Genomic DNA, 13,284 nt, shown 5'->3' with positions numbered 1-13,284 from the left:
CTCGCATCCAAACACCAACGACAGGCTGTAGAATTATATGCTCCGCTATTGCCTTCATCGCTTGCTCATAGGGCTCGGCATGTTGCTGGCGCTGACGATATTGATCTTTGTCCTGCTGCAACTGACGCCCGGCGATCCGATCGACGCCTATATCAACCCCAATGTCGCCATGACCCAGACGGAAATGGATGCATTGCGGGCACAGCTCGGCCTCGACCGCCCCTTGCCGGTGCAGTATCTCGCCTGGCTCGGACAGGCCGTGCAGGGCAATCTCGGCCATTCGCTGCAGCGCTTCAACGAAACCGTTTCCGGCCTCATAGCCTCGCGCATCGGGCCGACGCTTCTCCTGATGGCTGCCGGTCTTGCCATTGCCATTGTGATAGGCGTCACGACCGGCATCATCAGTGCCGTGCGCCGCAATTCACTGCCGGATTATTCCTTCTCGGTGCTGGCCCTGCTTGGCATTTCCAGCCCCGCTTTTCTCACGGCGCTGCTCGGCCTTTATATCTTTTCCGTACGCCTCAAATGGGCTCCGTCCGGCGGAATGCTGACACCGGCGACGGATTTCTCCATATCCGATCTGCTGCGCCATCTGGCCTTGCCAGCCCTCGTGCTTTCCATCGGCCATGCAGCGCTCATCATGCGCTATATGCGCTCCTCCATGCTTGAAACACTCAATCAGGATTATGTGCGCACCGCACGCGCCAAGGGCGTGCGCGAATTCTGGGTGGTCGTGAAGCATACTTTGCGAAACGCCATGCTGCCGGTCGTGACCCTCATCGGCTCCACCATCGGCCTTGCAGTGGGCGGCGCGATCTTCACCGAGAGCGTCTTCAACTGGCCGGGCATGGGGCTTCTCCTCATCAATGCGGTCGAGACCCGCGACTATCCGGTCATCATGGGCGCGACGCTTGTGATCGGCGCCTGTGTCATCATCGTCAATATCCTGACCGATCTGGCCTATGCGGTCATCGATCCACGCATCAAGGTTACGTAAGATGGGCCAGTCCGTTACCTCTTCCGCAGGGCCGATGGCCCGCTCCGCGAACCGCTTCATACAGAACCGCGCCGCGATATTCGGCCTCGTCCTGCTCGTCCCGCTTCTGCTCGCGGTGCTGACCTATCCACTGTGGCTGCCTTACAAGCCGAACGATATCGACCTTCTGGCGATGAATTCCGGCCCAAGCTGGAAGCACTGGTTCGGAACCGACGGAGTGGGCCGCGACGTCTTCGCCCGGACGATGGAGGGCGGGCGCATTTCGCTCCTCGTCGCCGTGTCGTCGGTCGTGCTTTCCACGGCCATCGGCTTCCTGATCGGTGCGATCTCCGCCCTTGGCGGGCGCTGGGCAGATGCGATTGCCATGCGTTCGGTCGATCTTGCCATGACGCTGCCGCCGGTCATCTTCCTGCTGGTTCTGGCCTCCATCATCGGTTCAGGCATCTGGTCCACGGTTGTCGTCATTGCGCTTCTTTCTTGGCCGGTGCTTTCACGCATGATCCGCGCACGCCTTCTGGAGCTGCGCGAGCGTGAATTCGTCATGGCGTCGCGCGGCATGGGAGCTGGCCTCGGCCACCTCCTGTTCCGTCATGGCCTGCCCAATTCGATCGATATTCTCGTCGTCTATGCAACGCTGCAGGTGGCCAATGCCATCCTGCTCGAAGCCGGCCTCTCCTTCCTTGGCCTCGGCGTGCCGCCACCGGCTGCAAGCTGGGGCAACATGCTCAACGCCGCCCGCTCCACCGCGGTGCTGGAACAGTTCCCATGGCAATGGCTCTTCCCCGGAGGCGCACTCGTGCTGGCCGTATTGGCGATCAACTTCATCGGTGATGGTCTGAGGGATGCCTTCGACCCCCGCGCAGAACTCAACTGAACCAGAAAGCGAATATGAAATGTCGAAATTCTTTGGCGTTGTCCCTCCCGTTGTCACCCCGCTCAACGACGACCACTCGGTCGATTACGACTCCTATACCCGTGTTCTCGAACATCTGATCGAAGGCGGCTGCCATGGCCTTTTCGCGCTCGGCTCCACCAGCGAAGTGGTGTTCTATGACGAGGCAGAACGGCGCAGGATTCTTGAACATACGGTGAAAGTAGCGAACGGCCGTGTTCCGGTCATTGCCGGCGTCATAGACCCGGCCACCGACCGCGTGATTGCCCATGCAAAAGCCGCGAAGGACGTCGGCGTCGATGCGGTCGTTGTCACCGCTCCCTTCTACACAATCACCAGCCAGCCCGAGATCATCGATCATTTCCGCATGGTGCGCGATGCGGTCGATATTCCGCTGATTGCCTATGACATTCCGGTCTGCGTCCATACCAAGCTCTCGCGCCAGACCGTGGTGACGCTTGCCAATGAAGGCACGATCATCGGACTGAAGGATTCCTCCGGCGATGACGGCAATTTCCGTTATGCATTGCTCGATCTGGCCGAAAACAGGAACGTGTTTCTTATGACCGGCTCGGAAACCGTCGTGGACAACGCGCTTTTGATGGGCGCACACGGCGTTGTTCCCGGCCTCGCCAATGTCGATCCGGCAGGCTATGTGCGGCTTTGGGATGCCGCGCAGCGCGGCGACTGGGTGGCCGCGCGCAAGGAGCAGGAGCGCCTTTGCCGCCTCTTCGAAATCGTCTGGGTTGGCGCAAACCGCGTCAGCGGTGGGGCTACCGGCGTCGGCGGCTTCAAGACTGCGATGCGCAATCTCGGCATTATTTCCACCAACAAGATGGCACGCCCGCGCCAGGCGCTTGACGCGGCGGAAGCAGGCCGCATAGACGCGATCCTGCGCAGCGTCGGCCTGCTGGATTGAGGCGAGCGTCATGAGCCGGCAACCGATCCTCGACATCAAGGGACTGCGCACTGTCTTCCGTACCCGCGCGCGTGAGATCGTCGCGGTCAATGGTGTGGACATCACCGTCGATCCCGGCGAGACCGTGGCGCTTGTCGGTGAATCCGGCTCAGGCAAATCGGTGACGAGCCTCTCCATCATGCGCCTTCTTGCCCGAAAAGTGGGCTTCATCGATGCGGGCTCCATTCTGTTGCGCGGCAAGAGCGGGCAGACCGTGGACCTTGCCGCCATTGATGACGAAGCCATGCGCCGCATTCGTGGCAACGATATCGGCATGGTTTTTCAGGAACCCATGACGAGCCTCAATCCGGTTTATACGATCGGCGACCAGATCGGCGAACCCTTGCGGGTTCACCGGGGCACAAGCCGCCGCGAGGCGCTTGAAGCGGCAGTGGAACTTCTCGACAGGGTAGGCATTCCCGATGCCCGCCGCCGCGCCGGGCAGTATCCGCACGAATTGTCCGGCGGCATGCGCCAGCGTGCAACGATAGCCATGGCGCTGATATGCAATCCGACGCTCCTGATCGCCGATGAACCGACGACCGCATTGGATGTCACCATTCAGGCCCAGATTCTGGACCTCATGCAAAAGCTTCAAAGCGAAAGTGGCATGGGCATGCTGTTCGTCACCCATAATCTGGGCGTCGTCGCTGAAATCGCCCAGCGTGTGGTGGTGATGTATGCCGGCCGGATCGTCGAGAGTGGCCCGGTGAAGGAAGTGTTCCGCAATCCGCGCCATCCCTACACGATGGGGCTGCTGCGCTCCATGCCACGGCTTGGCGACGCCACGGAAATGAAGAGGCGCGGCGAGAAACTGAACACCATTCCCGGCATGGTGCCTGGGCTTGCCGATCTGCCGTCGGGCTGCGCCTTCGCGCCGCGCTGTTCCTTCGCTGTCGAAGCGTGCCACGCGGTCGTTCCGCCGCTCGCATCCGTCAACGAACACCATGGCAGCCGCTGCATTCGCTGGCAGGAGATCGCCGCATGACTGAAACACCCCTCCTATCCGTGCGCGGACTTGCCAAACACTATGAGACCCGCAGCGCCACGCTGAAAATTCTGGACAATATTTCCTTCGATATTGCGCGTGGCGAAGTGGTCGGGCTGGTGGGCGAATCCGGCAGCGGCAAGACGACGATCGGCCGCTCGGTCCTGCGCCTGATCGAGCCGACCGCAGGCCAGATCATGTTCGACGGAACCGACGTCGCGACCCTTTCAGCGGGTGAAATGCGCCGAAAGCGTCAGCGGATGCAATACATATTCCAGGACCCGTTCGCCTCGCTTTCGCCGCGCATGACGATTGGTGAAATACTTATGGAAGGCCTCAATATTCAGGCCATCGGCACCAAAGCGGAGCGGCAGGAGCGGGCACGCAAGGCACTGGAACAGGTGGAATTGCCGCCCGACGCCATCAATCGCTATGCCCATGAATTTTCCGGCGGTCAGCGCCAGCGCATCGGCATTGCCCGCGCGCTCACGCTGGAACCGGATTTCATCGTGGCCGATGAGCCGGTGTCCGCGCTTGATGTTTCCATTCAGGCGCAGGTGGTAAACCTGCTCCGCGATCTCCAGCAGCGGCTTGGCCTGACGATGCTGTTCATTTCGCATGATCTGGCGGTGGTCGAATATATCTGTGATCGCGTCATCGTGCTTTACCTTGGCCGCATCATGGAAATCGCAAGCAGCGAAGATCTTTATGCCCGCCCGGAGCATCCCTATACACGGGCCCTGCTCTCTGCCATCCCCTCTCCCGACCCGGATGCCAGAACGGAACGGCAGATCCTGCGCGGCGACATTCCAAGCCCCGCCAACCCGCCAAGCGGCTGCGTATTCCGCACCCGCTGCCCCAAGGCTATCGATGCGTGCGCCGCAACCGTTCCGCAGTTACGCGAGGTGCGACCAGGCCAGTTCAAGGCTTGTATCCGTGATGACATTTAAATGAGAGCCCGGAAGCTGCGCTGCAAACAATGGATATTTCTGTCAAAATGGGAGTAACGACATGAAAATACTATCCAGATACCTTTCCGGCACCGGCCTTGCGCTGGCGCTTGCCTGCGCAAGCCCGGCACTGGCGGACGGCATCGCGCTTCAATGGAAGGAACTGCCGTCCCTACCTGCCAACACCAAAGCGTGGAACGACGCCATTCCGGTGAAGGAGAAATACTGGCGGCAGATCGGGCTTGCAGGTCCGATCACCGGCGTTCATGGCAATTATCTGCTGGTCGGCGGCGGCGCGAATTTTCCCGAACCGGGCAAGATGCCCAACGAAGCCAACACGCTCGGCAAGGTTTACTGGAATGAGCTTTTCGTCCTCGACCTCGACAAGGAGAGCTGGAAGAAGAAGGAATTCCTGCTGCCTTCAGCCATCGGTTATGCGGCGACGGTAAGCCTGCCCGATGGCGTACTGGTCATTGGCGGAGAAGGCTTCAAGGCGGGGCCGAATGGCGCAAAACGCGCGAAGGTCGAAAAGTCGGCAAGCGTTTTCCTGATGCGCTATGAGCCGGACAAGGACGAGGTCACGTTCAAGGATTATCCCCGGCTCCCCGCCGCCAGCAGCTATGGCGCAGCGGCGCTGATCGGCGAGACTGTCTATTACCAAACCGGCAAGGACGTTTACGCGCTTGACCTCGGCAAGCCCGATGCGGGGTGGAAACCGCTTCCCGCCTTTCCCGGCGAAGCGCGCGACACAGCCCTTGCCGCCGCTGTCGGCGGAAAGTTCATCGTCGCCTCCGGCCGCAACAAGAAAGATGATGTCTGGCATATCCATGACGACGCCTATGCTTTCGACCCGGCCAGCCAGACATGGGAAAAACTGCCCGATATGCCGTTTCCCGCCATGGCGGGCGAAGCATTTGGCGTGAATGATCGCTATATGCTGATCGTCGGCGGTGACAAGGATGTGGACCGCTGGAATGTGCTGTCCGGGCTTGAAACGGAGCGCGCCAAGCATGAGAGCGGAACGCCCGAATGGGAAAAGGCCAATACGGCCCTGACCTTCCTGGCCGACCATCATTTCGGCTTCAATACCGAAATTCTGGCCTATGACACCAAGGACCGGAAATGGGAACAGGTCGGTTCTTTTCCCGGCGCTGCACCCGTCACGACCCAGCCTGTGAACTGGAAGGGCAAGCTTATCTTGCCTTCCGGCGAAATCCGCCCCGGTATCCGCACGCCCAAAATCTGGATGGGCAGCGTTTCGGATTGATACTCCCGGGCGCGCCGTGCACCAATCTGGATGCACGGCGCTCCAACAGAATACCGCTTATGCCTCGACCGCCACTTCCCGGTGCTCGCGCGAAGCCTTGAAGGCCGATTCGATACAAGCGACCACGTGAAGGCCGTCCTCACCTGTTACGGGAGGCACGGTGCCCGTTTCGACTGCCCGGACGAAGGCGCGCCACTGACGGACAAGCGCCTGTTCAGGCACGTCCGGCTCAATCGAATCCTCGACCGGCTGCCATTTGAGAGAGCGTCCCAAGGTGACACCCTTGAAGAAATCCACCGTCAGGACGCCATTATCGAAGACCAGTTCATCGCCCGATATGAAGGCTCCATCGGAATAGCCGATGCTGGCAACCTGCCCCGCAGCCTCATCTCCAAAGCGAAGGAGCAGCAAAGCCGCATCGTCTGCCTTCTGCTGATGAAATGACGTGGCTGTGATGGCACTGACATGGGTTGCGCGACGCCCGGCAAACGCAAGCAGACGGTCCAGCGCATGGATACCGGCGGTAAACAGCATGCCGCCGCCCATCTCCGGATCAAGATGCCAGTCGCGGCGGTTTCCTTCCATCCATAGCTTGACCATGCGGCTCGACCCGTAACGCATGCTGCCAAGCTCTCCCGTATCGATGATCCGCTTCGCTGCCACGAAAGGCAGAGAAAAGCGCATCGTATGGCCGGGCATGAGCGTGACACCGGCCCTCCTGACGGCGGCAAGAATGGCACGGCATTCGGCAACGGTCGGCGCCATCGGCTTCTCTATCATGATGTGCTTGCCCGCTTCGGCGCAGGCGATGGCGACATCGGTGTGCAGATGGTGCGGCAGCGCAATCACCACGGCTTCGATATCGGGATCGGACAAGAGTTCACGATAATCGAGATAGCCCTTGCCGCCGAAAGCTCCTGTGAAAGCCGCAAGGCCCTCCGCATCGTTGCGGCAGGCCGCAGCCAGCCTTGCATTCGGGACAGACTGGAGCGCCTTTGCATGGGCCGCGCCAAAATGGCCCGCGCCGATGATACCGATGCCAAGCATGTCAGACTCCTTCGAGAGCGTAGCAGTGATCGATGATTTCCATGGCGCGACGGCAATCAGCCAGCGACGTGGCAGGCGGCAAGCCGTGCGAAAAACGCTGCAATGCGTCGGCCATGACGTCATTGTAACGATGGGCTGGCAAGGTGATCGGCAAATTCCGCTCGCCCTCGTCGTCGAGTGTCGCAAGCGTCAGCCGGTCGCCAGCATCGGTCAATGACGCATTTTTCGCGGATATTCGCCATTCAAAGAGGCCGCGTGTCATGGAGGCAAATGTGTAACCGGCCTCAACGATGCCGAGCATTCCATCCGACGCGCGCAGCACCACAGCGGCATAATCCTCAACCTCGGTTCCATGAAGCGGGCGCCCCAGCGAACTGCTGACAATCTCGACGGGTTGCGCGCCCGCAAGGGTGAGGAATGCATTGACGCCATGAATGCCGAGGTTGCGCAAGGCCCCTCCTCCACCAATGCCGCGATCAAGCACCCAGGATACGCCGTCATTCACATAACGCTGGGGTGGGCCGTTTATCAGCCGGAAATGCGAATGCGAGATCGCACCGAGGCGTCCCGCCTCGGCAAGGCTGTGCACCGCCTTCATCATGCCCAGCCCATGCGGCAGCGCCACGGCGACAAAGGCCTTGTTGCGTTCAGCCGCGGCAATAAGGGGCTCCGACGCCGCAGCCGATATGCCTATCGGCTTTTCGATGAGCAACGGTATGCCAGCCTGCATAACGGCAAGGCCGCGATCCGCAATCTCGAAGGGACGCCCCATCACCACGGCGAAATCAGCATCCTTGAGAGCGTCCTCAAGGCTTGAGGCGGCAGCGCAGGAAAATTTATCGGCGAAGGCCGCCGCAGCCATCATATCGGGGTCCCAGGCCACACTGACGGTTGCCCCCGCTGCCAGTGCCGCTTCGGCATGCATGGTTGAATGCCAGTGACTGACACCCAGAAAACTTAACTTCATCACACGACCTATATGATATAGGATAAGTGGATTACCCATATCTTAAATAGCAACGGCAGGCAACCTTTGTGCTCTCCTTGGAGACGTTGTCCAACAGGGCCGGGAGTGAAGCCGTATCATGATTTTGAAAGTCGCCGCAGGCCCAGGCAATCCACAATGCAATGTATGCCCTTAACGACGGCGAAGGTCGGCTGACTGCTGCTTCCTTTGACGCCTTCGCCAACGGCTTGATGCACTCAGGGTGGACGCTTCATTTACCATGTTGCAGTTCCTCGATCGCGAAACTGAAGCAACATAATGCGATGGCGGTGTCAGAGATAGATTATCTATATATTTCCGGCTTATAGCGGCTGCCGAGACGGTAGCGATTGCCGGCATAGACCAGCTTATTGACGGTCGCTACCGTTTCACCAGTCCATGTCCGGCGGTCCAGAAGCAGGCAGGCAACCCCGTCATCAAGACGAAGCAAGCGTGCTATCTCGGCGTCGGGTGTGATCGCCGAAATGACCTGCTCGACTTCGGTCATCGGCGTGCTTTTCTGAAGATAGTCGTAGGTCGTGATCGCCCGAAAATCCTGCAGTTCATAATGCTGCACAAGGCTGGTATTGACGAACCGTTCCTCCAGCTGCACCGGTACGTCGTTTTCGAAATGCACGATCAGCGAATGGGCGATGGGAATGTTTTTTTGAAGTTCGAAAGCATTGAGCAGGCCGGGCGTTGGCTCAATGATATCGAGGGTAATGACCTCGGCGCTGTGCTGTCCTCCCCGTGCCTTGATTTCATTGGCAATATTGACGACTTCGATCAGCGTCGTTTCCGGCTTTGGAGGGGCGACGAAAGTGCCGACGCCCTGAATGCGCTTCAATATGCCCTGATCGGTCAGTTCCCGCAGGGCTCGGTTGACGGTCATGCGGGAAATGCCGAGTGCATCCACCAGTTCGTGTTCCGACGGCAGGCGATGATTGCCGGGCCAGCGACCGGAGCGGATGTTATCCAGCACCTGCGCCTTGACCTTTTCATAGAGCGGCCCGGCGGTTTCGGGCAGTTCCATGCCAGCGGCATGATGGGATTCCGATTTGTCGCCAGCATCCATGGGTCACATCCCTGTCCGTATGATCGTTTTCAGGCCGTTCGCCTCACCCGCTATCAGCCGGGCATAGGCATCCGGAACCTCATCGAGCGAGATTTCCCGGTCGACAAGCTGTAACAGCGGCGCCTCAAGATCAGGCAGAAGCTTTGCAATTTCATGCAGTTCGTCCTGATAGGCATGGCAGCCGATCAGGCTTATCTCCCGCTCGACCAGACTGTTCGGATCAAGCTCGATCTTGCCATGGGATATGCCGACCAGTGCCAGTGAGCCGCCGCCGGAAAGCACGTCGAGCGTTGCCTTGAGGACGCTGATATTACCGGTGGCATCGATCGCATAGCGGATTGGCCGGCCATCAAGTGCGGCTTCAATTGCCGACTTGTCGAGCGGAACCTTGATTGCGCCGGTGACGGTTGAAACGAGATCGGCGCGCTGATCGTTGCGGTCACAGACCAGCACCGGACCATCATGCAAACGGGAGAGAATAAGCGCGGCAAGCCCGCCAATCGGACCGCAACCCACAACGAGAACCGCTTCGCCCGACGGCACGCGCTGCTTGCGGATCGCGTGTAGCGCCACCGAAAGCGGTTCGCCCAACGCGGCGACCACGGGGTTGATGGCCGGATCGCAGTGAACGAGGAGCCGTGCAGGAAGTGCTGTCTCCTCGGCAAAACCGCCATCGCAGACTTCACCGATGAACCCCAGCGTTTCGCAGACATTGTGCCTGCCGCTTTTGCAGGACTGGCATTCGCCGCACCAGTAGCGGGAGTCCGCGATCACCGTATCGCCGGGTTTGAAGCCGGTCACGCCGGCGCCAGTTTCGGTCACGACACCTGCAAATTCATGGCCTGCGACCGAAGGCGAACGGCTGATCCACTGCCCGGTCATGAAATTATGCAGATCGGAGCCGCAAATGCCCGCGGCCGACACTTTGAGCCGAACCCAGCCCGGTTCAAGCGCCGCAGGCGGGTCGATCATCTCGACCCGCAAATCCTTCGCCGCATAAAGCCGGACAGCCTTCATCGTCAGCCTCCCCGCCTCTTTCTAGAGGTAATCCTTGCGGATTTCCGACACGGCGTTCTCGTGCGAGGAGAACCCTTCGTAACGCGCCAGCGTGCGGGCATGTTTTGCAAATTCCGGATAGGCGGAAGCGGTCACATAGCCGATGGACGAACGCTTGACGAAATCCGTCACCGAAAGCGGACCATAGGTGCGCGCCCAGCGGCTGGTTGGTAGCACAGCATTGGGGCCAAGGCCGAAATTGCCGATGACGACCGGCGTATGCGGTCCCATCAGGATTTCGGCAGCTTCGGTGATGTGGCCAAGATGCGCGAACGGATCGGTTGAAAGAAGCTCCAGATGTTCCGGCGCATAGTCGTTGATGAACTTATAGCTCTCTTCCACGGATGACGTAAGCACGATGCCGCCATATTTGCCGGTAAGCACGGTTTTGGAGAAGCCGACGCGCTGTTCGGTCATGCGTGCCCAATGGTCCGGTAATGCGGCAAGCGCTTCTTCCGCGACGCGGCGGCTGTGCGTGACGAGCCAGGCCGATGAGTCCGGGCCATGTTCCGCCTCGATCAGGAGGTCGAGTGCAGCGAGCCCGCCCTTTACCGTATCGTCGGCGAAAATGACGGCTTCGGAAGGCCCCGCAGGCAGGCCGGGATCGATGACGCCGCCAAGCAGGCGCTTGGCAGCAACCACCCATGGGCTGCCGGGGCCAACGATCTTGAGCGCCGGTTTCACCGTTTCCGTGCCATAGGCGACGGCAGCAACGGCCTGCGCGCCGCCAACCTTATAGACGGTTTCCACACCGGCAAGGCGTGCGGCAACAAGTGTTGCAGCATCGACGGAACCGTCGGGCGTCGGCGGGGTGACGATTGCAAGTTCCGGCACACCGGCAACCACAGCGGGCACGGCGGTCATCATGGTGACAGACGGAAACGCGCCCTTGCCGCGCGGAATATAGAGCGCGACGGAACGGATCGGCGTGAAGCGGTCACCAGCATAGGCGCCGGGACGCATTTCCTTCAGCCACATCGCTTCCGGCTTCTGCTCTTCATGGAAGTGACGAATATTGTCGATGCCGAACTGAATGGCCTCGATCACGTCCTTTTCCACCTTGTCGAAGGCGGCATCGAACTCGGCTTCCGTCGCCTTGATGTTCGCCGGATCGACCTCAGCCTTGTCGAGATCGCGCGCAAACCGCACCAGCGCGGCATCGCCTTCGGTGCGAACGGCTTCGATGATCGGCTTCACCTTCTCGATAAAGCCGGACAGATCGGTTTCCGAGCGCTTGAGAAGTTCGGCGCGCGCTGCGTCGTCCAGTTTTGCCAGTTCGTGAAAAGAAACATCGGACATGATCGGCTCCTTGCTGGTTGCGGTGGTGGCGCAACCGGTCATTTCGATTTGAGGAAGATGTCGAGCCCGACCAGCCGGTCGAGCAGAAAGATGGCGGCAGCGGCACAGGCGATGAAGACGACGGAAATGGCCGCAAGGTCTGGCGTGATGATGGACCGGATCGAATTGTAGATCTGTACCGGCAGCGTCACGATGCGCGCATCGACCAGAAGCAGGCTGACCAGAAATTCGTTGAGCGCCAGAATGAACATCAGAAGCGAGCCGCTGATGACGCCCGGCACCACGACCGGCAGCGTGACGAAGAAGAATGTCGAGATCGGCCCTGCCCCGCAATTGGCGGCGGCAAGTTCCAGATCGGCATCGAGATTGGCGGCACTTGCTGTCACAGCCCAGATCATGAAGGGCAGATTGATGACGCAGGCTGCAATCCCCACCGGCCAGAGCTGGCCCAAAATTCCAGCCTGACCGAAGATCAGCATGAGACCGATGCCGGAACCGATCAGCGGAATGGTGAAGGGCAACAGCAGATAAATCTGGATCGTCTTTTCAAACCGCACTGCATATTTCGCCAGCGCTATGCCAGCGAGCGTTCCGACCGGAATGGCGACGATAGTGCAGATGAAGGAGACGTAGAGCGAGCGCAGAAATGCATCCCAGAGGTCGCTCGTTCCGGCGATCTTCTGATACCATTTCAGCGAAAACCCTTCCGGCGGAAAGGTAATCATGTTGCCGGATGTGAAGGAAGCTCCAAGCACCACGATGGTCGGTGCGGAAAGCAGCACAAGAACGGCGATCACGAATGTCCAGATGACGATGGATTTCGACAGTGGCGAGGTCATTTGCGCGCCCTCCCCATGGCAAGCGTGCCTGCCCCGAACAGCGTGAACACGATCCCGACGAGGATGGAGCCGACGCCGACCAGAAGCAGCGCCAGCGTTGCGCCCAGTCCCTGATCGGACGTGCGGAAGAACTGGTCATAGATCGCATTGGCGATGAAATCCTGCGATCCGCCGCCCAGAATGGCCGGTACGGCAAAATCGGTGAGCGACAGCGTCATCACCACCAGTCCCGCGCCGATCAGACCCGGGCGGGCCATGGGCAAGACGACATGGGCAAAGGTCCGCAGCCAGTTTGCACCGAGCGAACTTGCCGCCGCTTCCATTTCTTCCGGAATGGCGGTCAGCGCCGGTGCAAGCATCAACACGGCGAATGGCAGCATATATTGAATGAGACCGAACAGAACCGCCGGATAATTATAGAGCAGCCGCATAGGCGCGATGCCGACAAGACCAAGCGCCTCGTTGACCATGCCCTGATTGCCGAGAATGATAAGCCAGCCATAAGCGCGCACGACCTGCCCGATGAAGAAGGGCAGAAACAGCGCGATTAGCAGGAATTTGCGCAATGCCGCCGACGGCGTGCGCACCATGAGATAGGCATAGGGAAAGGCCAGAATGAGCGTGAACACGGTCACGACGAGCGAGCCGAACAGGCTGCGCCATGCGACGGTTGCAAACAGGGTTTCCGTCAGCGCGCGCTTGTAATTGGCGAGCGTGTAATAATCCGACATCAGGAATGTCGCGGTGTCGAGCGTGCGCAGGCTGGTATCCGCGATCTGGATCAGGCCCAGCACCAGCAGCCCCACCAGCACGATGGCCGGCAGCAGCATCAGATAGGGCACGGCGCGGTTGACCCGCGCGGGCCACAAAAAGGCTGCGATTGCTTCAAGCGCGTCCATGATGCGCCAGACAACCGGATAGGCAGTGCGTG

13 protein-coding genes are annotated in these 13,284 nt (G+C 60.0%); 6 read left to right on the top strand and 7 right to left on the bottom strand.

Annotation, left to right across the window (positions count from 1 at the left end):
• Positions 1–37 precede the first annotated feature (37 nt).
• The 6 genes from JNC70_RS00065 (at position 38) to JNC70_RS00040 (ending at position 6,052) form a co-directional block, all read left to right on the top strand.
• Entirely contained in the window at positions 38–997 is a 960-nt protein-coding gene (locus JNC70_RS00065; protein WP_104754572.1) for an ABC transporter permease, read from the top strand.
• Between the two features lies 1 nt (position 998).
• The gene (locus JNC70_RS00060) at positions 999–1,871 is read left to right on the top strand and encodes an ABC transporter permease (protein WP_104754571.1); all 873 of its coding nucleotides are present in this window, start codon (positions 999–1,001) and stop codon (positions 1,869–1,871) included.
• A 19-nt stretch (positions 1,872–1,890) separates the two neighbouring features.
• Entirely contained in the window at positions 1,891–2,808 is a 918-nt protein-coding gene (locus JNC70_RS00055) for a dihydrodipicolinate synthase family protein (RefSeq protein ID WP_104754570.1), read from the top strand.
• Between the two features lie 10 nt (positions 2,809–2,818).
• Positions 2,819–3,835 (top strand): ABC transporter ATP-binding protein, encoded by a 1,017-nt coding sequence (locus JNC70_RS00050; protein WP_104754569.1) that lies wholly within the window; start codon positions 2,819–2,821, stop codon positions 3,833–3,835.
• Positions 3,832–4,785 carry an ABC transporter ATP-binding protein gene (locus JNC70_RS00045; RefSeq protein WP_104754568.1) on the top strand — a complete coding sequence of 318 codons (954 nt, stop codon included), beginning with the start codon at positions 3,832–3,834 and terminating at the stop codon, positions 4,783–4,785. The genes JNC70_RS00050 and JNC70_RS00045 overlap by 4 nt, the downstream gene beginning before the upstream one ends.
• Positions 4,786–4,846: 61 nt before the next feature.
• On the top strand, positions 4,847–6,052 hold the full coding sequence (locus tag JNC70_RS00040; RefSeq protein ID WP_104754567.1) for a tRNA wybutosine-synthesizing protein 4 beta-propeller domain-containing protein: 1,206 nt from the start codon (positions 4,847–4,849) through the stop codon (positions 6,050–6,052).
• A 57-nt stretch (positions 6,053–6,109) separates the two neighbouring features.
• Here the strand turns inward: JNC70_RS00040 and JNC70_RS00035 are convergent, their stop codons facing one another.
• The 7 genes from JNC70_RS00035 to JNC70_RS00005 form a co-directional block, all read right to left on the bottom strand.
• The gene (locus JNC70_RS00035; RefSeq protein WP_104754566.1) at positions 6,110–7,099 is read right to left on the bottom strand and encodes a Gfo/Idh/MocA family protein; all 990 of its coding nucleotides are present in this window, start codon (positions 7,097–7,099) and stop codon (positions 6,110–6,112) included.
• Position 7,100: 1 nt separating this feature from the next.
• On the bottom strand, positions 7,101–8,066 hold the full coding sequence (locus JNC70_RS00030) for a Gfo/Idh/MocA family protein (protein ID WP_104754609.1): 966 nt from the start codon (positions 8,064–8,066) through the stop codon (positions 7,101–7,103).
• A gap of 322 nt (positions 8,067–8,388) precedes the next feature.
• Positions 8,389–9,159, bottom strand: coding sequence for a histidine utilization transcriptional repressor HutC (hutC, locus tag JNC70_RS00025; RefSeq protein ID WP_104754565.1), 771 nt, complete (start codon positions 9,157–9,159; stop codon positions 8,389–8,391).
• 3 nt (positions 9,160–9,162) lie between these two features.
• Positions 9,163–10,176 carry a zinc-dependent alcohol dehydrogenase gene (locus JNC70_RS00020; RefSeq protein WP_104754564.1) on the bottom strand — a complete coding sequence of 338 codons (1,014 nt, stop codon included), beginning with the start codon at positions 10,174–10,176 and terminating at the stop codon, positions 9,163–9,165.
• Between the two features lie 21 nt (positions 10,177–10,197).
• Positions 10,198–11,514, bottom strand: coding sequence for a histidinol dehydrogenase (hisD, locus tag JNC70_RS00015; protein WP_104754608.1), 1,317 nt, complete (start codon positions 11,512–11,514; stop codon positions 10,198–10,200).
• 38 nt (positions 11,515–11,552) lie between these two features.
• Positions 11,553–12,353: an ABC transporter permease gene (locus JNC70_RS00010; RefSeq protein ID WP_006468850.1), complete on the bottom strand. Its 801-nt coding sequence runs from the start codon at positions 12,351–12,353 to the stop codon at positions 11,553–11,555.
• Positions 12,350–13,284: ABC transporter permease (locus tag JNC70_RS00005; protein ID WP_374788516.1), on the bottom strand; the 935-nt coding region annotated here is incomplete at its 5' end. The genes JNC70_RS00010 and JNC70_RS00005, both read right to left, overlap by 4 nt.

It is taken from the genome of Brucella oryzae, assembly GCF_041929965.1.
Classification (GTDB): Bacteria; Pseudomonadota; Alphaproteobacteria; order Rhizobiales; family Rhizobiaceae; genus Brucella; species Brucella oryzae.
This window is presented reverse-complemented; position numbering and strand designations above follow the sequence as displayed.

Coding starts and splice junctions, on each gene's coding strand:
- JNC70_RS00055 (WP_104754570.1), top strand. CDS start 1,891: ATGTCGAAATTCTTTGGCGTTGTCCCTCCCGTTGTCACCCCGCTCAAC.
- JNC70_RS00050 (WP_104754569.1), top strand. CDS start 2,819: ATGAGCCGGCAACCGATCCTCGACATCAAGGGACTGCGCACTGTCTTC.
- hisD (WP_104754608.1), bottom strand. CDS start 11,514: ATGTCCGATGTTTCTTTTCACGAACTGGCAAAACTGGACGACGCAGCG.
- JNC70_RS00045 (WP_104754568.1), top strand. CDS start 3,832: ATGACTGAAACACCCCTCCTATCCGTGCGCGGACTTGCCAAACACTAT.
- JNC70_RS00040 (WP_104754567.1), top strand. CDS start 4,847: ATGAAAATACTATCCAGATACCTTTCCGGCACCGGCCTTGCGCTGGCG.
- JNC70_RS00060 (WP_104754571.1), top strand. CDS start 999: ATGGGCCAGTCCGTTACCTCTTCCGCAGGGCCGATGGCCCGCTCCGCG.
- JNC70_RS00030 (WP_104754609.1), bottom strand. CDS start 8,066: ATGAAGTTAAGTTTTCTGGGTGTCAGTCACTGGCATTCAACCATGCAT.
- JNC70_RS00020 (WP_104754564.1), bottom strand. CDS start 10,176: ATGAAGGCTGTCCGGCTTTATGCGGCGAAGGATTTGCGGGTCGAGATG.
- JNC70_RS00035 (WP_104754566.1), bottom strand. CDS start 7,099: ATGCTTGGCATCGGTATCATCGGCGCGGGCCATTTTGGCGCGGCCCAT.
- JNC70_RS00010 (WP_006468850.1), bottom strand. CDS start 12,353: ATGACCTCGCCACTGTCGAAATCCATCGTCATCTGGACATTCGTGATC.
- JNC70_RS00065 (WP_104754572.1), top strand. CDS start 38: ATGCTCCGCTATTGCCTTCATCGCTTGCTCATAGGGCTCGGCATGTTG.
- hutC (WP_104754565.1), bottom strand. CDS start 9,159: ATGGATGCTGGCGACAAATCGGAATCCCATCATGCCGCTGGCATGGAA.